This window comes from Stappia sp., from assembly GCF_048268045.1.
Taxonomy (GTDB): domain Bacteria; phylum Pseudomonadota; class Alphaproteobacteria; order Rhizobiales; family Stappiaceae; genus Stappia.
Map to the genome: position 1 here is coordinate 250,551 of NZ_JBLWWG010000006.1, position 16,486 is coordinate 267,036.

The 16,486-nt window shown below is 66.4% G+C and carries 13 protein-coding genes; 12 read left to right on the forward strand and 1 reads right to left on the reverse strand.

What is annotated here, in order from left to right:
* Positions 1-142 precede the first annotated feature (142 nt).
* The 8 genes from ACN0WF_RS12060 to ACN0WF_RS12095 all read left to right on the forward strand — a co-directional run bounded on the left by ACN0WF_RS12060 (position 143) and on the right by ACN0WF_RS12095 (position 11,090).
* Positions 143-1,711 carry an aldehyde dehydrogenase (NADP(+)) gene (locus ACN0WF_RS12060; RefSeq protein ID WP_417773063.1) on the forward strand — a complete coding sequence of 523 codons (1,569 nt, stop codon included), beginning with the start codon at positions 143-145 and terminating at the stop codon, positions 1,709-1,711.
* A gap of 73 nt (positions 1,712-1,784) precedes the next feature.
* Positions 1,785-4,163: a mechanosensitive ion channel domain-containing protein gene (locus ACN0WF_RS12065; RefSeq protein WP_417773064.1), complete on the forward strand. Its 2,379-nt coding sequence runs from the start codon at positions 1,785-1,787 to the stop codon at positions 4,161-4,163.
* 297 nt (positions 4,164-4,460) lie between these two features.
* Complete coding sequence (locus tag ACN0WF_RS12070) at positions 4,461-6,065, forward strand: ABC transporter substrate-binding protein (RefSeq protein ID WP_417773065.1); 1,605 nt, start codon at positions 4,461-4,463, stop codon at positions 6,063-6,065.
* Positions 6,066-6,194: 129 nt separating this feature from the next.
* Entirely contained in the window at positions 6,195-7,202 is a 1,008-nt protein-coding gene (locus tag ACN0WF_RS12075; protein WP_417773066.1) for an ABC transporter permease subunit, read from the forward strand.
* A 74-nt stretch (positions 7,203-7,276) separates the two neighbouring features.
* A complete protein-coding gene (locus tag ACN0WF_RS12080; RefSeq protein ID WP_417773132.1) occupies positions 7,277-8,131 on the forward strand; it encodes an ABC transporter permease subunit in 855 nt (284 codons plus the stop codon).
* A 4-nt stretch (positions 8,132-8,135) separates the two neighbouring features.
* A complete protein-coding gene (locus ACN0WF_RS12085; RefSeq protein ID WP_417773067.1) occupies positions 8,136-8,990 on the forward strand; it encodes an ABC transporter ATP-binding protein in 855 nt (284 codons plus the stop codon).
* Complete coding sequence (locus tag ACN0WF_RS12090; protein WP_417773068.1) at positions 8,987-9,817, forward strand: dipeptide ABC transporter ATP-binding protein; 831 nt, start codon at positions 8,987-8,989, stop codon at positions 9,815-9,817. Before ACN0WF_RS12085 ends, ACN0WF_RS12090 begins: the two co-directional genes overlap by 4 nt.
* Before the next feature lie 19 nt (positions 9,818-9,836).
* The gene (locus ACN0WF_RS12095; protein ID WP_417773069.1) at positions 9,837-11,090 is read left to right on the forward strand and encodes an MFS transporter; all 1,254 of its coding nucleotides are present in this window, start codon (positions 9,837-9,839) and stop codon (positions 11,088-11,090) included.
* Here the strand turns inward: ACN0WF_RS12095 and ACN0WF_RS12100 are convergent.
* Entirely contained in the window at positions 11,071-11,883 is an 813-nt protein-coding gene (locus ACN0WF_RS12100) for a GntR family transcriptional regulator (RefSeq protein WP_417773070.1), read from the reverse strand. The genes ACN0WF_RS12095 and ACN0WF_RS12100 overlap by 20 nt on opposite strands.
* A 138-nt stretch (positions 11,884-12,021) precedes the next feature.
* Here ACN0WF_RS12100 and ACN0WF_RS12105 point away from each other — a divergent pair, with 138 nt between their 5' ends.
* The 4 genes from ACN0WF_RS12105 to ACN0WF_RS12120 all read left to right on the forward strand — a co-directional run bounded on the left by ACN0WF_RS12105 (position 12,022) and on the right by ACN0WF_RS12120 (position 16,436).
* Positions 12,022-12,915, forward strand: a complete 894-nt coding sequence (locus ACN0WF_RS12105) for a dihydrodipicolinate synthase family protein (RefSeq protein ID WP_417773071.1) — start codon at positions 12,022-12,024, stop codon at positions 12,913-12,915.
* 33 nt (positions 12,916-12,948) lie between these two features.
* Positions 12,949-14,193 carry an NAD(P)/FAD-dependent oxidoreductase gene (locus ACN0WF_RS12110; protein WP_417773072.1) on the forward strand — a complete coding sequence of 415 codons (1,245 nt, stop codon included), beginning with the start codon at positions 12,949-12,951 and terminating at the stop codon, positions 14,191-14,193.
* Positions 14,194-14,217: 24 nt separating this feature from the next.
* Complete coding sequence (locus tag ACN0WF_RS12115) at positions 14,218-15,249, forward strand: 4-hydroxyproline epimerase (RefSeq protein WP_417773073.1); 1,032 nt, start codon at positions 14,218-14,220, stop codon at positions 15,247-15,249.
* A gap of 71 nt (positions 15,250-15,320) precedes the next feature.
* The gene (locus ACN0WF_RS12120) at positions 15,321-16,436 is read left to right on the forward strand and encodes an ATP-dependent DNA helicase (RefSeq protein WP_417773074.1); all 1,116 of its coding nucleotides are present in this window, start codon (positions 15,321-15,323) and stop codon (positions 16,434-16,436) included.
* The last annotated feature ends 50 nt before the right edge of the window (positions 16,437-16,486 follow it).

Sequence of the window (16,486 nt, forward strand, 5' to 3'; positions counted from 1 at the left end):
GACCGAACGGAATTCTCGAGCCCTTTCAGGCGAAACCGCCGGGAGGGCGAAACCGACAGGATCATCCCGGGCGCGATCGTCCGGGCTCCGCCGTCCAGCTGGCGCAAGGCGTCGCGGGACGGCGAACCGACAGGAGACCTCTATGCTGAACGGGCATCATCTCGTCAACGGAACGTGGGTTGCATCGGAACGGACCTTTGCGCCGCTCAATCCGGCCACCGGCGAGGAACTGTCGCCCCGCGTGGGTGACGCGGACGCAGCGCTCGTGGGCAAGGCGGCGGAAGCCGCGGAGGCCGCCTTTGCCGACTATGCCGCCCGACCGGCCAGCGACAGGGCGGCCTTCCTCCGCCGCATCGCCGACGAGATCGAGGCGCGCGGCGCCGAAATCACCGAGCGCGCGCAGCAGGAGTCGGCCCTTCCGGCGGCACGTCTCGAGGGCGAGCGCGGTCGCACCACCGGGCAGCTGCGCTTCTTCGCCGACTGGATCGAGGCCGGCATCTGCTTCGACGCGCGTGTCGATACCGCCCAGCCCGACCGCAAGCCAGCGCCGCGCCCGGAGATCCGCTCCATCCTGCGACCGCTTGGCCCCGTCGCCGTCTTCGGCGCATCCAACTTTCCGCTCGCCTTCTCCACCGCCGGCGGCGACACGGCCTCGGCGCTGGCCGCCGGCTGTCCGGTCGTGGTGAAGGGGCATCCTGCCCATCCGGGAACCAGCGAGATCGTCGCCCAGGCGATCCTGGTCGCCATCGAGGCGTGTGGGATGCCGGCAGGCGTCTTCAATCTGGTGCAGGGCTCCGGCCATGAGGCCGGTGGCGAGCTCGTGCGCCATCCGCTCATCCAGGCCGTTGGCTTCACCGGATCGCTGCGCGGCGGACGGGCGCTCTTCGACATGGCCGTCTCGCGGCCGCAGCCCATCCCCTTCTATGGTGAGCTCGGTAGCGTCAATCCGGTCTTCGCGCTTCCCGGCGCGCTCGGCGCGCGCGGTGCCGAACTCGGCGCCGGCTGGGCCCAGTCGCTGACCATGGGCGTCGGCCAGTTCTGCACCAATCCGGGCGTCGTCGTGGCGCTCGAGGGCGCGGGGCTTTCCGACTTTCTCCAGGCCGCCGACGAGGCGCTGACCGGCGTGTCCGCCCAGTCGATGTTGACCGGTGGCATTGCCAAGGCTTATCGGGCTTCCGTGGGTCGGCTTACCAAGGCCTCCGGCGTCACCGGCCGCCGCATCGGCGAGGAAGCCGGGGGCAGCGCGGTGCTGCCGGCGGTGTTCGAGGTGAGCGCCGAGACCTGGCTCTCCGACAGCTCGCTGCACGAGGAGATGTTCGGCCCGGCCGCCGTCGTCGTTCGCTGCAAGGATACCGGCGAGATGGCCGACGTCGCCCGCGGGCTGGAGGGTCAGCTTACCGCGACCGTGCTGATGGAAGATGGTGATCTCGACGCGGCGCGTGCGTTGGTGCCGGTTCTCGAACGCAAGGCGGGCCGTCTGCTTCGCAACGGCTTTTCCACCGGCGTCGAGGTATCTCACGCGATGATGCACGGTGGCCCCTATCCCGCGTCCACCGACGTGCGCTCGACCTCGGTCGGTTCCCGCGCCATCGACCGGTTCCTGCGTCCCGTCGCCTACCAGAACTTCCTCGAGGAGATGCTTCCCGAGGGACTTGGCGGCAATGACGGTGGGCCGCGCCTGGTTGACGGCAAGGCTCATTCGGGTACGTAAAAGAGCGGACCGGATCGCGGGCGGCCCCAGTCGCCCGCGACGTCCATTTCAGTTCCGTCGCTCAGGAGTTCATATGCGGTTCCCCGGTTGGCTTGCGCTTGTCCTCTTCGTCCTCGGCCTGTCGGTCGTCCAGTTGCCGATCCCGGCCGGGGCCCAGACCGCGGGCACGGACAGCACGGATGCGGCCTCGCAGCCGGCAGCCTCCGGTGTCGCGCCCTCACAAGCCCAGGCGGCGGCGCTGTTGCAGCTGTTGCAGGATCCGGGCGCGCGCAATGCGCTGATCGAGTATCTGGGCGGGAAGCCGAGCGGCGCACCGGGCGCTGCCCCAGCTCCGGCGAGCGATGGTCAGGCCGTTGCCCCAGGCGGGGTCGCCCAGAGCGAACCGGCGGCGGAGGGGGCCTCCGGTGACCAGGAGCCGGCGCGCGATGCGACGATCGCGCTGCGGATCGCCGAGCTCACGCAAAAAATGATCAACGAGGGGCGCGGATATGCCGAACAGATCCTGCGCGCCTTCACGACGTTGCCGACGGCGCTTTCCTACAGCAGCCGGGCGAATTGGGACCGCATCCAGGAGATCGTGATCCAGATCGCGCTGATCGCGGGTTCGCTCATGGTCATCGTGTGGCTGCTGCGGCAGGCATCCGACATGCTGTTTCGGCGCCTTATCGGCGACGGCGAGGGGATCACCGTGCTCAAGCGCGCGTTGCTGCTGCTGCTGCGCGGCGTCAGCGAGTTCGTCGTGGTCGGCATCGCCATCGGCGCGGGCTACGGGGTTGCCATGGCGACCGGCTCGACTCATGGCGAGGTGGAGCTGTTCGAATCCCTGATCCTGAACGCCTTCTTCTTCGTTCAGGTGGCCAAGATCGCGACCCGCTTCGCGCTCAGCCCCAAGTTCAGTTCCTTGCGCCTGGTGCCGCTCGATGACGAGCAGGCCTACTACTGGCGCTTCTGGTTGTTCATCATCTACAACCTGCTCGGCTACGGCGTCATGGTGGCGGTGCCGGTGATTTCCCGCAACATCTCGTTCCTGCTCGCCGATTCCGTGCGGATGATGATCGTTCTGGCGGCGGTTCTGATTGCGATCTTCGCGGTTCTGCGCAACCGCGTCGCCACCCGCGACCGCATCCTCGACTATGCCGGGCGGCAGAGCAATGTGCTGGCGAGCGGCCTGATCGAGGTGATGGGCCGGATCTGGCACGCGGTGGCGATCTTCTACGTGCTGCTGCTGCTTTCGGTGTGGCTGTCGCGCCCGTTCGACGCCACCGCCTTCATGGTGAAAGCCACGGCCTTCTCGGTTCTCTCGGTGATGATTGGCACGCTGGTGTCGCTGATGCTGACGCGGGCGATCACCGACGGCGTGCATCTGCCTGAGAACGTCCACCAGCGCCTGCCGTTGCTCGAGAGGCGTCTCAACGCCTTCGTGCCGCGCGTGCTGTCCATCGTGCGGTTCCTGGTGTTCGTCTGCGTGTTGCTCGGCATCCTGCAGGCATGGGCGGCTGTCGATGTGATGAGCTGGTTCGGCTCCTCCGACGGGCAGGACTGGGTCGGTCGGCTCGTTTCGGCGCTCATTGTCGCCTTCATCGGCTTCCTCATCTGGCTCGGCATCATGTCCTGGGTCGACCTGCGGCTCAATCCGCGCGGCCGCCTGCCGACCTCGCGGGAGAAGACGCTCTTCGGGCTTTTCCGCAATGCCTTCACGATCCTGCTGCTGGTGATGATCGCGCTGTTGGCTCTGTCCGAGCTCGGGGTCAACATCGGGCCGCTGATCGCCGGTGCCGGTGTCTTCGGTCTGGCGATCTCCTTCGGCTCCCAGAAGCTGGTTCAGGATATCATCACGGGTGCGTTCATCCAGTTCGAGAACGCCATGAACGAGGGCGATGTCGTCACCCTGGGCGGTGTCACGGGCACCGTGGAGAAGCTGACGATCCGTTCGGTGCGGCTGCGCGACCTCGATGGCGCGGCGCACATGATCCCGTTCTCGACCGTCGACCGGGTGGCCAACTTCATGCGCGGCTACGGCTATCACGTCGCCGCCATCGGGGTCGCCTACGACAGCGACATCACCGATGTGAAGATGGCGATGCATGTCGCCTTCGACCGGCTCAAGGAAAGCGAGGCCGGGCGCGACATCCTCGATCCGCTGGAGATGCATGGCGTCACCACGTTCGGCGACAGCGCGATCACCGTGCGGGCCCGAATCAAGACCCTGCCGGGCTCGCAGTGGGCCACCGGGCGCGCCTACAACGAGTATCTCAAGGCGGTCTTCGACGAACGCGGCATCGAGATCCCGTTCCCGCAGGTCACCTATCATGTGTCGAGCCCGTCGGCGGAAGGCGGCGAGCGCGCCGCCGATACCCCGTCGCTGCCGGGCGACGACGTTCTCATCGAGGCGAAGCCGGCCAGCAGCAGGTCCAAGAAGGATCGCGACATTCCCAGCGAGGACGAGCTCTGATCCAGCCCGGCGAAGCGGGAAATGCAGGTCATTTCAGGAACGGGCGCGCCAGGAATGGCGCGCCCGTTTCGCGTGGCCTGACGGCGGCGGCGGGTGCCTGGGTCGCGTTGCGTCGCCGGCGGAATTCTGGAAAAATTTCGCTATAATTTCCAAAAGAAGAAATATCGCACCGGTTGTGAGTGGGTTCGACAGCGACTAATCTTCGGCCAAGGCCCAAGAGCCAGGAATCCGCTTCCCCATCTCAGTGAAGCGGGAAAACGAAAATGGCGGGCCGAGATCATTCAGGGGAGAGTTTGCATGTTTGTTCGCCGCACCATGAAAACGGCGCTCATGGGCGCCAGTCTTGCGGTCCTGATGGCGTCCGCAGCTTCGGCCAAGACGCTGGTCTACTGCTCGGAAGGGTCGCCGGAAGGCTTCGATTCCGCGCTTTACACCGCAGGCACTACGTTCGACGCGTCGTCCAAGCCGGTCTACAACCGCTTGGTAGAGTTCAAGCGCGGCACCACCGAGGTCATCCCCGGGCTCGCCGAGAGCTGGGACATCTCCGAGGACGGCAAGGAATACACCTTCCACCTGCGCAAGGGCGTCAAGTTCCAGACCACGTCCTTCTTCACGCCGACGCGCGATTTCAACGCGGACGACGTGCTGTTCTCCTTCGGGCGCCAGCTCGACAAGGAGCATCCCTGGCACCAGTACACATCCGGTGCGGCCTGGGAGTATTTCGACAGCATGTCGATGCCCGATCTCATCAAGGAGATCGTCAAGGTCGACGACCACACGGTGAAGTTCGTGCTCACGCGCCCCGAGGCGCCGATGGTGGCCAATCTGGCCATGGACTTCGCCTCGATTTTGTCCGCTGAATACGCCGACAAGCTCGCCGCCGACGGCCGCAAGGAGATGATGAACCAGGAGCCGCTCGGCACCGGTCCCTTCGCCTTCGTCGGCTACCAGAAGGACGCGGTGATCCGCTACAAGGCGCATCCCGACTACTGGGGCGGCAAGCAGCCGATCGATGACCTCGTCTTCGCCATCACGACCGACGCGGCCGTACGCCTTCAGAAGCTGAAGGCGGGCGAATGCCATGTCATGCCGTATCCGGCCCCGGCCGATCTGGACGATATCCGTGCCCAGAACGACCTGAAGCTCATGGAGCAGCAGGGCCTCAACGTCGGCTATCTGGCCTATAACACCAAGCAGGCGCCCTTCGACAATCCGAAGGTCCGCAAGGCGCTGAACATGGCCATGAACAAGCAGGCCATTCTCGACGCGGTGTTCCAGGGCTCCGGCCAGGCGGCGAAGAACCCGATCCCGCCGACGATGTGGTCCTACAACAATGCCGTCAAGGACGACCCGTACGATCCGGAAGCTGCGAAGAAGATGCTTGAGGAAGAGGGCGTCACCGACCTCAAGATGAAGCTTTGGGCGATGCCGGTCCAGCGCCCGTACAACCCGAACGCGCGCCGCATGGCGGAGGTCATCCAGGCCGATTACGCCAAGGTTGGCGTCGAGGCGGAGATCGTCTCCTACGAGTGGGGCGAGTATCTGGCCCGCTCCAAGGAAGCCGACCGCGACGGTGCCGTGCTGCTCGGCTGGACCGGCGATAACGGTGATCCCGACAACTTCCTCGCCGTGCTTCTGGGGTGTGACGGCGTCGGCGGTTCCAACCGTGCGCAGTGGTGCTACCAGCCGTTCGAGGATCTGATCCAGAAGGCCAAGGTCGTCTCCAGCAAGGCGGAGCGCACGGCGCTCTACGAGGAGGCGCAGACCGTCTTCAAGGCGCAGGCCCCGTGGGCGACCATTGCCCATTCGGTCGTCTTCATGCCGATGTCGGCGAAGGTCGAGGGCTACGTCATGGACCCGCTCGGCGGCCACTGGTTCGACGGCGTCGACATCGCGGAGTAATTCCGCGGTCCCGAAGAGGAGCCGCCGGCGGCACGGCCAGGAGATCTTCCAGGCAGACGTGTCCGACCGGCGGGCCCGACACCCCGCACCGGCCCCTTGCGGCCGGTGCGGGCGCATGGACGGTATCCCATGATCCGCTTTTTCCTCAGCCGGCTCCTGCTGCTCGTGCCCACCTTTCTCGGTGTGTCGTTGGTGGCTTTCGGTTTCATTCGTCTGCTGCCCGGTGATCCTGTTCTGCTGATGGCGGGCGAGCGGGGGCTTTCTCCCGAGCGCTACCAGAAACTGATGGAGCAGTTCGGCTTCTCCCGCCCGATATGGGAGCAGTATCTGGACTATCTCGGCGGCATTCTTTCCGGCGACCTCGGCACGTCCATCGTGACCAAGAAACCGGTGGTCACCGAATTCCTGACATTGTTTCCGGCCACCGCCGAGCTTGGCCTCTGCGCCATCATCATCGCCATTGTGGTCGGCATTCCGATCGGCATCCTCGCGGCGGTGAAACGCGGCAAGGTCGTAGACCAGACGGTGATGGGCGTGGCGCTCGTCGGCTATTCGATGCCGATCTTCTGGTGGGGCCTGCTGCTGATCATCCTGTTTTCCGGCATCCTGCAATGGACGCCGGTGTCGGGACGCATATCGCTGCTCTACTTCTTTCCGCAGCCGACCGGCTTCATGCTGATCGACAGCCTGCTTTCGGGGCAGAAGGGTGCGTTCCAGTCGGCGGCGAGCCACCTGGTGCTGCCCTCCATCGTCCTGGCCACGATCCCGCTGGCGGTGATCGCCCGCCAGACGCGCTCGGCCATGCTCGAGGTGCTGGGTGAGGATTATGTGCGCACCGCGCGCGCCAAGGGACTGGCTCCGCTCAGGGTCATCGGTCTGCACGCGCTCAGAAACGCACTGATCCCGGTGATCACCACCATCGGGCTGCAGGTCGGCGTGCTGCTCGCCGGCGCCATCCTGACGGAGACGATCTTCTCCTGGCCCGGCATCGGCAAGTGGATGGTCGACAGCATCTCGCGGCGTGACTATCCGGTCGTGCAGGGCGGCCTGCTGATGATCGCCGCCATCGTGATGCTCGTGAACCTGACGGTCGACCTGCTTTACGGTCTCGTCAATCCGCGCATTCGACATACCTGAGACGGGACAGAGCAATGACAGAAACCTCGAAACCCGTTTCCATCGAAGCCGAAAGCCGCAACGCCACACGGCAGATGCTGGTGGAGTTCTGGTTCTATTTTTCCCAGAGCCGAGGCGCGGTGATCGGCCTGGCGATCTTTGTGCTGCTGGTTGTCGTGGCGCTTGCCGCGCCGCTGGTTGCGCCGCACGATCCGGACCTGCAATATCGTGACGCGCTGCTCGTGCCGCCCTTCTGGGCGGAGGGCGGCCGGGCCGCTTTCCTGCTGGGAACGGACGCTGTTGGCCGCGACATGCTCTCGCGGCTGATCTTCGGTGCGCGTTTCTCGCTCTTCATCGGCGTTGTCGTCGTTGTCATCGCGCTGACCGGCGGCATCGTCCTGGGTCTGGTCGCGGGCTATTTTCGCGGCTGGGTCGATACGGTCATCATGCGTGTGATGGACGTCATCCTGGCGTTTCCATCTCTGCTGCTGGCGCTTGTGCTGGTCGCGGTGCTGGGTCCCGGTCTGGTCAACGCGATGATCGCCATCGCCGTCGTGCTGCAGCCGCATTTCGTGCGGCTGACGCGTGCGGCGGTGCTGAGCGAGCGAACCCGCGACTATGTGGCCGCGGCCCGGCTTTCAGGCGCCGGCCACCTGCGGCTGATGTTCAAGACGATCCTGCCGAACTGTCTGGCGCCGCTGATCGTGCAAGGCACGCTGTCCTTCTCCAACGCGATCCTCGACGCGGCGGCGCTGGGCTTCCTGGGCATGGGCGCGCAGCCGCCGACGCCGGAATGGGGCACGATGCTGGCCGAGGCGCGCGAGTTCATCCTGCGCGCCTGGTGGGTTGTGACCTTCCCGGGTCTCGCGATCCTGATCACGGTGCTGGCGATCAACCTGGTCGGCGACGGGCTGCGAGACGCCCTCGATCCCAAGCTGAAGCGGAGCTGAGACGATGCCTCTTCTCGAAATCCGCAACCTCAGCGTCGAGTTCGACACCGCGGCCGGGCCCTTCCGGGCGCTGGACGGGGTCGACTACACGGTTGAAAAGGGTGAGGTGCTCGCCATCGTCGGGGAATCCGGCTCCGGCAAGTCGGTCGCCATGCTCGCGGTGATGGGGTTGCTGCCGGACACGGCGACCGTCACGGCCGACATGATGGCATTCGAGGGCACGGACCTCAGAACGCTTTCGGTCCATGCCAGGCGGCAGATCATCGGCAAGGACATCTCGATGATCTTTCAGGAGCCGGTCGCCAGCCTCAACCCGTGCTTCACGGTCGGCTTCCAGCTCGACGAGGTGCTGAAGACGCACACGGACATGAACCGCCGGCAACGGCGCGACCGGATGGTGGAGCTGCTGAACGCGGTGGGCATTCCCGATCCGGCAAGCCGGCTCGATGCCTTCCCGCACCAGATGTCGGGCGGTCAGTGCCAGCGTGTGATGATCGCCATCGCCACCGCCTGCCAACCCAAGCTTCTGATCGCCGACGAGCCGACCACGGCGCTGGATGTGACCATCCAGAAGCAGATCCTCGACCTGCTTGGCGATCTCCAGCGCGACCACGACATGGGGATGATCATGATCACCCACGACATGGGTGTCGTTGCCGAGACCGCCGACCGGGTGGTGGTGCAATATCAGGGCAAGCAGATGGAGGAAGCCGACGTGCTGAGCCTCTTCGAGACGCCGACGCATCCCTATACCAAGGCGCTGCTTTCGGCTCTGCCGGAGAACGCCAAGGGGGACCGGCTGCCGACGGTGGCCGACTTCGCCGAGACCTTTTCCGCTGACATGGAGGCCCGCCGATGAGTGCCCCCATCCTCAAGGTGCGCGACCTCAAGCGCGACTATGTGGTCAGCGGCGGCATGTTCGGAAAGCCGAGCCTGTTGCATGCGGTCAAGGGCGTCAGCTTCGACGTGGAGCGCGGATCGACGCTGGCGGTGGTGGGCGAATCCGGGTGCGGCAAGTCGACGCTTGCCCGGATGCTGACGATGATCGATCAGCCGACCTCCGGCACGATCGAGATCGACGGCAAGATGATCGACATCTCCCGCCACCGCGTGGGGCGAGAGATGCGTCAGGCCGTTCAGATCGTGTTCCAGAATCCCTATGGCTCGCTCAATCCGCGCCAGAAGATCGGTGCGGTCCTCGAGGAGCCGCTGTTGCTCAACACGTCGATGAGCGCGGCCGAACGGCGCGACGCGGCGCTGGCGATGCTGGAGAAGGTCGGGCTCAAGCCGGAGCATTACGGCCGTTACCCGCATATGTTTTCCGGCGGCCAGCGGCAGCGCGTCGCCATCGCGCGGGCGATCATGCTGAAGCCCAAGCTGCTGGTGCTCGACGAACCGGTTTCCGCGCTTGATCTCTCCGTGCAGGCGCAGATCCTCAATCTGCTTGCCGATCTCCAGGATGAGTTCGGCCTCACCTATGTCTTCATCAGTCACGACCTGTCGGTGGTACGCTACATCGCCGACATGGTGATGGTGATGTACTTTGGCGAAGCGGTGGAATACGGCACGCGCGACGAGGTTTTCGGGGACCCCAAGCACAGCTACACGAAGACGCTTTTCGCGGCGACGCCCAGGGCCGATGTCGCGAGCATCCGGGCGCGGCTCGCCGCGCGCGGGGCTGCCTGATCCGGCACCGGACGAGGCGATGGCAAGACTTCCGCTCTGGAGCGCCGTGCCTCTTCTCGGGGTCAGCCAGATCGTTGGCTACGGCAGCCTGTTCTATGCGGTTGCGCTGACGGCGCCACGGATCTCCGATGAGTTCGGCTGGTCTCGTGCGACCGGCCTCGGCGGCTTTTCGCTGGGGCTTGTCGTGGCCGGGCTTGCCTCGCCGGCCGTGGGTGCCGCTGTCGGGGCGCATGGCGGGCGGCGGGTCATGGCGAGCGGGTCGCTGCTGGCGGCAGTCGGCCTTGCCGCGCTGTCCGGCGTCGGCGGTCTTGTTTCCTATTATTGCGTCTGGGCGGTTCTCGGCGTCGCCATGGCGATGACGCTCTACGATCCCGCTTTCGCGACGCTGGGCGGGATCTATGGCAGGCGGGCGCGCTCGCGCATAACCGCGCTGACGCTCATCGCCGGCTTCGCTTCGACGCTTGCCTGGCCGGCGACCCACTGGCTGATCGAAAGCCACGGCTGGCGTGGCGCTTATCTGGCGTTTTCCCTTGCAACGCTTGCCATCGCCTTTCCGGCGCATCTGCTGTTGCCAAGGCGGGGAAGCGGCCTTGGCGAGTCCCCGGACAGGGACGCTGACACTGCCCAAAGCGGGCAGGCGGCCGAGTTGGCACCGATGATCGTCGATGAGCGATACAGACGTGCCGCATTCGTGCTGGTCAGTTTGGCGATCGCCGCCAACGCGTTTCTGTTCATCGGCCTGTCGGCGCATCTGCTGGCGCTCTTCGAGGATCTGGGCCTGTCGGCGGCGGTCGCGGTTGCTGTCGGCACGCTGATCGGTCCGTCCCAGGTTGCGGCACGGGTGGTGGAGTTCGTCTTTGCGCGTCGCATTTCGCCGCTGGGGGTGGGCATCGTGTCGGCGGCCATGCTGCCGGCGGCCTTTCTCGTGTTGCTGGTGGGAGGGGTGACGCCGCTTTCGGCCGCTGTCTTCGCGGTGATCTACGGTGGGGCGAACGGACTTGTCACCATCGTGCGCGGCACGCTGCCGCTCGCCCTCTTCGGGGCGGAGGGCTACGCGTTGCGGCTTGGCCTGATCGCCCGGCCGGCGCTGATCGTGGGGGCGGCGGCGCCGTTCGCGCTGGGGGCGGCGGTCGATGTGGGTGGTTCGGGGATGGGACTTGTGCTGGCGTTTGCGGCCGGATGTCTGTCGCTCGCCGCCATGTCGGGCATTGCGGTCGTGCGGGCGCGCGCCAACAGGAATGCCGGCGCGGCGGTCAGCTTCCCGGGCCGGTGAGCGTTTCGGCCTGGCGGCGCAGGTTGTGGAGCAGGTCGTGGGCCCGGGCGCGCGCCGCGTCGACGTCGCCGGCGGCAATCGCCTGCATCACCTCCATATGGTGCCAGGCGGCGGAGTTGAGGTCCGCCTCGCCGAAATACCGGTACCAGAAGCGGCGCGAGTGGGTTTGCAGCGGCGCGACGACGCGCGCGGCAAAGGGGTTGCAGGCGGCAATGGCGACGATCTCGTCGAAGATCTTGTCCTGGCGCAGGAACTCGGAAATGTCCTTGCAGGCGGCCGCATCGCGCATGGCGACCGCACACTCCGCCAGCCGGTCGCGCTGCGGACGGCTGGCCAGACGGGCGGCGGAGCCGGCGAGAAGGACTTCTATCGCGTGGCGGGCATCGAGGACGCGGGCGAAATCGCCCGGGCTTATCTCGCTGACCAGAATGCCCAGACGGGGGCGGATGGTGACGAGACCTTCCCAGGCGAGCCGTTGGATCGCCTCGCGCACGGGGGTGCGGCCCATGTCGAGCGCGGCGGCGAGCCTGTTCTCGGTGATCGCGGTTCCCGGCGCGAGGTCGAGTGTCACGATGCGTTCTTCGAGCGCCCGATAGGCAGTGGTCGCCCGGCTTTCCTCCTCCTGGACCGCCTCCGTCGGTGCGCGCCCGGAGACGAGGCGTTCCAGTCCGGGGCCCGTCACCTGGCGGGATCGGCTTGCACCGGGGGCGCGGCTCGTGGCCTTGCGTTCCGCGAGACTGCGCGCCGCCGTGCCGCGCTGCCTGCCTTCGTCGCTGCCGTTGGTGCCGCTCATCCTGTCCCCGCACGTCTGCCGAATACGTCCCGTCTCTTGATATATCAGTTGTTGACATAAAGGAAGCTGCGTGAAATTCTTCGCTCGACACCTGATATATCAGGTTCAAGCCAAACTCTGGGCAAGGAGCGATCGGCCATGTGGCGGGGCATTTTTCCGGCGGTTACCACCAAGTTCACCGAGGCCGACACGCTTGATGCGGTCGAGATGGAGCGCTGTTTCGCGCTGCAGATCGATGCCGGCGTTGACGGTCTCATCGTCTGCGGCTCGCTCGGCGAGGCGATGGCGCTGGAGCCGGAGGAAAAGCTCGAGATCCTGACGCTCGCAAAATCGGTCGCGGGCAAGCGACCGGTGATCATGACCGTGTGCGAGAGCTCCACCCGGCGTGCCGCGAAGGCGGCGGAGGCGGCGGCCAAGGCAGGCGCCGACGGGCTGATGGTGCTGCCGGGCGTGCCCTATCGCTCGGCGCCGCGGGAGACCCTCGGGCACCTTTTGACGGTGACGCGGGCCGCCGGTCTTCCGATGATGGTCTACAACAACCCGGTCGCCTATGGCGTCGACGTGACACTCGACATGTTCGAGGAGCTCGCCAGCGAGCCGCTTGTCGTCGCGATGAAGGAATCCACCGACGACATTCGCCGGGTGAGCGAGGTGATCTCGCGCTTCGGCACGCGTTTCGACGTCTTCACCGGTGTCGACAATCTCGCGCTCGAGAGCCTGCTGATGGGCGCGACGGGCTGGGTCGCCGGTCTCGTCGTCGCCTTCCCGAAGGAGACGGTCGCGATCTGGAAACTGGTACAGGCCGGTCGCCTCGAGGAGGCGCGCGACATCTACCGCTGGTTCCGCCCGCTGCTCGACCTCGACGTCTCCACCAACCTCGTCCAGAACATCAAGCGGGCGGAGGTGCATGCGCTCGGGTCGAACGACCGCTGCCGCGCGCCGCGGCTGCCGCTCGCCGGTGCCGAGGGCAAGCGGGTCGACGATATCATCAAGGCGGCTCTTGCGGTTCGCCCGGCTTTGCCGATGATCTGACCATCGGGCACGCGACGCCCGCGGGGAGGAAACATGAGCGCAGTGCCATCGGTTCACATTCTGGGTGCGGGGATCGTCGGCCTTGCCGCCGCCGCGATCCTGGCTGCTCGTGGCCATGAGGTGACGCTGATCGACCGGGGAGAGCCGGGAGCGGCCACCTCGCGTGGCAACGCCGCCGGCATCGCCTGGACGGATGTATCGCCGCTGGCCTCGCCCGGGATCTGGCGCAAGGCGCCGGGCTGGTTGCTCGACCCGCTCGGCCCGTTGTCGCTGCGCCCGTCCTATGCGCCGGCGTTCCTGCCCTGGATGCTGCGGTTCCTCGCCGCCTCGCGCCCCTCCGCCTGGCGTCGGTCGGTCTCGGCAATCGCTGCGCTCAACGCCACCGCGCTTCCCGCCTGGGAGCGGCTCTGGGCCGAAACGGGCACCGGCGGAAGACTGTGTTCGCACGGCTGTCTCGACGTCTTCGACAAGCCGGCCGAGGTGGCGCGGGCGCGTCCGGGCTGGCAGCTCCAGCGCGACCACGGTATCGAGGTGCGCGAGCTATCCGGCGCGCAGATCCGGGAGATGGAGCCGGACCTGGGGCCGACCGTCGCCGGCGGCGCCTATATTCCCGGCTGGTCCCATGTCGACGATCCTTTCGCTCTGTGTCAGGACATCGCCGCGCATTTGCGCGCGCGCGGTGTCCGGTTCGTCGACGGCAGCGTCGAGAGCCTCGCCCCGTCCGAGAGCGGCGTGCGGATCCGGCTTGCCGGCGGCGAAGAGATTGAGGCGCAGAGGGTTGTGATCGCCTGCGGGGCATGGTCGCGCAAGCTCGCGGGCGGGCTTGGCGAGGATGTGCCGCTCGACACGGAGCGCGGCTACAACATCACCGTGCCGGAGCCGGGCGTTTCGTTCCGCCGCTTCATCATGCTCCCCGGCTACGGCTTCGTGCTCTCGCCCCTCGCTCCGGGCCTGAGGATCGGCGGCGCGGTGGAGTTCGCCGGCCTCGACGCCCCGCCCAACTGGGCGCGGGTCGACGCGCTGGTGACGCGGGCGCGCAAGGTGGTTCCGGGCCTCAATGCGGCGGAGGGGACACGCTGGATGGGGTTTCGCCCCTCGCTTCCCGACAGCCTGCCGGTCATCTCCCGAAGTTCTGCCTCTCCGCATGTCTTCCATGCCTTCGGCCATGCCCATCACGGGCTGACGCAGGCGGCGACGACGGGCGAAATTCTTGCCGACATGATCGCCGGGCGGGCGCCCGCGATCGATCTTTCCCCTTATTCCGTTGGCCGGTTCTGAGCGGCCGCATTCAAGGTGCCCGACATGGCGCGTCATACGTTCTTCTGCATCGATGGTCACACCTGCGGCAACCCGGTGCGACTGGTCGCCGGCGGCGGGCCACTGCTGTCGGGCGACAGCATGCTTGCCCGGCGCGCCGATTTTCTGTCCCGCTACGACTGGATCCGCACCGGGCTGATGTTCGAGCCGCGCGGCCACGACATGATGTCCGGGTCGATCCTCTATCCGCCGACGCGCGAGGATTGCGACATCGGCGTGCTCTATATCGAGACCTCGGGCTGCCTGCCGATGTGCGGCCACGGCACCATAGGCACGGTGACCATGGCCATCGAGGAGGGGCTGCTCGCGCCGAGGACGCCGGGCACGGCGCGGCTGGAGACCCCGGCTGGCCTCGTTCTCGCCGACTACGCGATGGAGGATGGCTTCGTCACGTCGGTGAAGCTCACCAATGTGCCCTCGTTCCTTGCCGCAAGGGATCTCGAGATCGACTGCCCGGAACTCGGGCGGATTGTCTTCGACGTCGCCTATGGCGGCAACTTCTATGCAATCGTCGAGCCGCAGAAGAATTTTCCCGGTGTCGGTTCGATTGAGGTCGACAAGCTGGTGGCGATCAGTCCCTTGCTGCGCAAGGTCCTCAACGAGACCTTCGAGATGGTGCACCCGCTGGACGAGCGCATCCGTGGCATCACCCACATCCAGTGGACCGGGCCGGCAACGCAGGCGGGGGCCGACGCGCGCAACGCCGTCTTCTACGGCGACAAGGCCATCGACCGCAGCCCTTGCGGCACGGGGACATCCGCGCGCCTTGCCCAGCTTCACGCGCGCGGGCGCCTCAAGGTCGGCGACAGCTTCGTCCATGAAAGCGTCATCGGCTCGCTCTTCCGGGGCGGGGTGAAGGAGGAAACGCGCGTCGGTGATCTTCCGGCGATCGTGCCGACCATCGAGGGCTGGGCGGTGAAGACGGGGACGTCGACCATCACGCTCGACGAACGCGACCCCTATATGGCCGGCTTTTCGGTAACAGGCACGGGCGTGAAGCTGCATCCGCGCCCATGAGGCGCGAAAGGCGGGTGCCAAACCGGCGGCGAAGCGGGTAGACAGGAAGCGAACGAAACGGGAATCGCTTCATGGACTGGTCACCGCAGCAGGAACAGGCGCTCGCCGAGACGGCGCGCTGGCTGAAATCGCGCGACAAGCAGGTCTTCCGCCTCTTCGGCTTTGCCGGGACGGGTAAGACGACGCTCGCCCGGCATCTCGCCGAAGGCATCGACGGCGACGTCGCCTTTGGCGCCTTCACCGGCAAGGCCGCGCATGTTCTTCGCCAGAAGGGGTGCGACGGGGCGACCACGATCCACGCCATGATCTACCGTCCGCGCGGGCGCAAGGACGAGGCGAAGGACGAGGACGAGGGGGCTTTGAGCTTTTCCCTCAACCGCGAGAGCGTGGCGGCCAAGGCCTCGCTCATCGTCATCGATGAATGCTCGATGGTCGATGAGGATCTGGGCCGCGATCTCCTGTCCTTCGGCACGCCGGTGCTGGTGCTTGGCGATCCTGCCCAGCTTCCCCCGGTCAAGGGCGGTGGCTTCTTCACCGACGCCGAGCCCGACATCATGCTCTCCGAGGTGCACCGGCAGGCGCGCGACAATCCGATCGTGCACATGTCGATGGTCATTCGCGAGGGCGGTACTCTTGACCACGGCACCTATGGCGAGAGCCGGATCATCTCGCGCCGGGATATCGATGCGCAGGCGATCCTTGCCGCCGACCAGGTGCTTGTCGGAACCAACCGGACGCGCCGGCTCTACAACGGCCGTATCCGCGAGCTTAAGGGCTTCACCACGCCGATGCCGGCGGTCGGCGACAAGCTGGTGTGCCTGCGCAACGACAAGACCAAGGGCCTGCTCAATGGCGGACTGTGGACGGTGGAACGGCTCAGGCCGTCGCGGGGCAACACGATCCGCTTCGACGTGCGTCCCGAGGACGAGGCGGGTGGCAAGTCGAGCGTCGCGGTAAAGGTGCTTCCGGCGCTTTTCGAGGAGGGTTCGGAGCAACTTCCCTACGCGATGCGCCGGCGTTCCGACGAGTTCGACTATGGCTACGCGCTCACTGTCCACAAGTCGCAGGGCTCGCAGTGGGATGACGTGGTGCTCTTCGACGAGAGCTTTGCCTTCCGGGATTTCCGCGACCGCTGGCTCTACACGGCGGTAACCCGCGCGGCGCATTCCATCACCGTGGTACGCTGACGCCTTCGTCTCGCCGCATCTGTGGACCCGTCTGTGGGCAAGGGTGCGGG

Excerpts from the sequence above, each read along its gene's own strand:
- ACN0WF_RS12110 (WP_417773072.1), top strand. The coding sequence starts at position 12,949 with ATGAGCGCAGTGCCATCGGTTCACATTCTGGGTGCGGGGATCGTCGGC.
- ACN0WF_RS12100 (WP_417773070.1), bottom strand. The coding sequence starts at position 11,883 with ATGAGCGGCACCAACGGCAGCGACGAAGGCAGGCAGCGCGGCACGGCG.
- ACN0WF_RS12080 (WP_417773132.1), top strand. The coding sequence starts at position 7,277 with ATGCTGGTGGAGTTCTGGTTCTATTTTTCCCAGAGCCGAGGCGCGGTG.
- ACN0WF_RS12090 (WP_417773068.1), top strand. The coding sequence starts at position 8,987 with ATGAGTGCCCCCATCCTCAAGGTGCGCGACCTCAAGCGCGACTATGTG.
- ACN0WF_RS12070 (WP_417773065.1), top strand. The coding sequence starts at position 4,461 with ATGTTTGTTCGCCGCACCATGAAAACGGCGCTCATGGGCGCCAGTCTT.
- ACN0WF_RS12065 (WP_417773064.1), top strand. The coding sequence starts at position 1,785 with ATGCGGTTCCCCGGTTGGCTTGCGCTTGTCCTCTTCGTCCTCGGCCTG.
- ACN0WF_RS12115 (WP_417773073.1), top strand. The coding sequence starts at position 14,218 with ATGGCGCGTCATACGTTCTTCTGCATCGATGGTCACACCTGCGGCAAC.
- ACN0WF_RS12085 (WP_417773067.1), top strand. The coding sequence starts at position 8,136 with ATGCCTCTTCTCGAAATCCGCAACCTCAGCGTCGAGTTCGACACCGCG.
- ACN0WF_RS12105 (WP_417773071.1), top strand. The coding sequence starts at position 12,022 with ATGTGGCGGGGCATTTTTCCGGCGGTTACCACCAAGTTCACCGAGGCC.
- ACN0WF_RS12120 (WP_417773074.1), top strand. The coding sequence starts at position 15,321 with ATGGACTGGTCACCGCAGCAGGAACAGGCGCTCGCCGAGACGGCGCGC.
- ACN0WF_RS12075 (WP_417773066.1), top strand. The coding sequence starts at position 6,195 with ATGATCCGCTTTTTCCTCAGCCGGCTCCTGCTGCTCGTGCCCACCTTT.
- ACN0WF_RS12095 (WP_417773069.1), top strand. The coding sequence starts at position 9,837 with ATGGCAAGACTTCCGCTCTGGAGCGCCGTGCCTCTTCTCGGGGTCAGC.
- ACN0WF_RS12060 (WP_417773063.1), top strand. The coding sequence starts at position 143 with ATGCTGAACGGGCATCATCTCGTCAACGGAACGTGGGTTGCATCGGAA.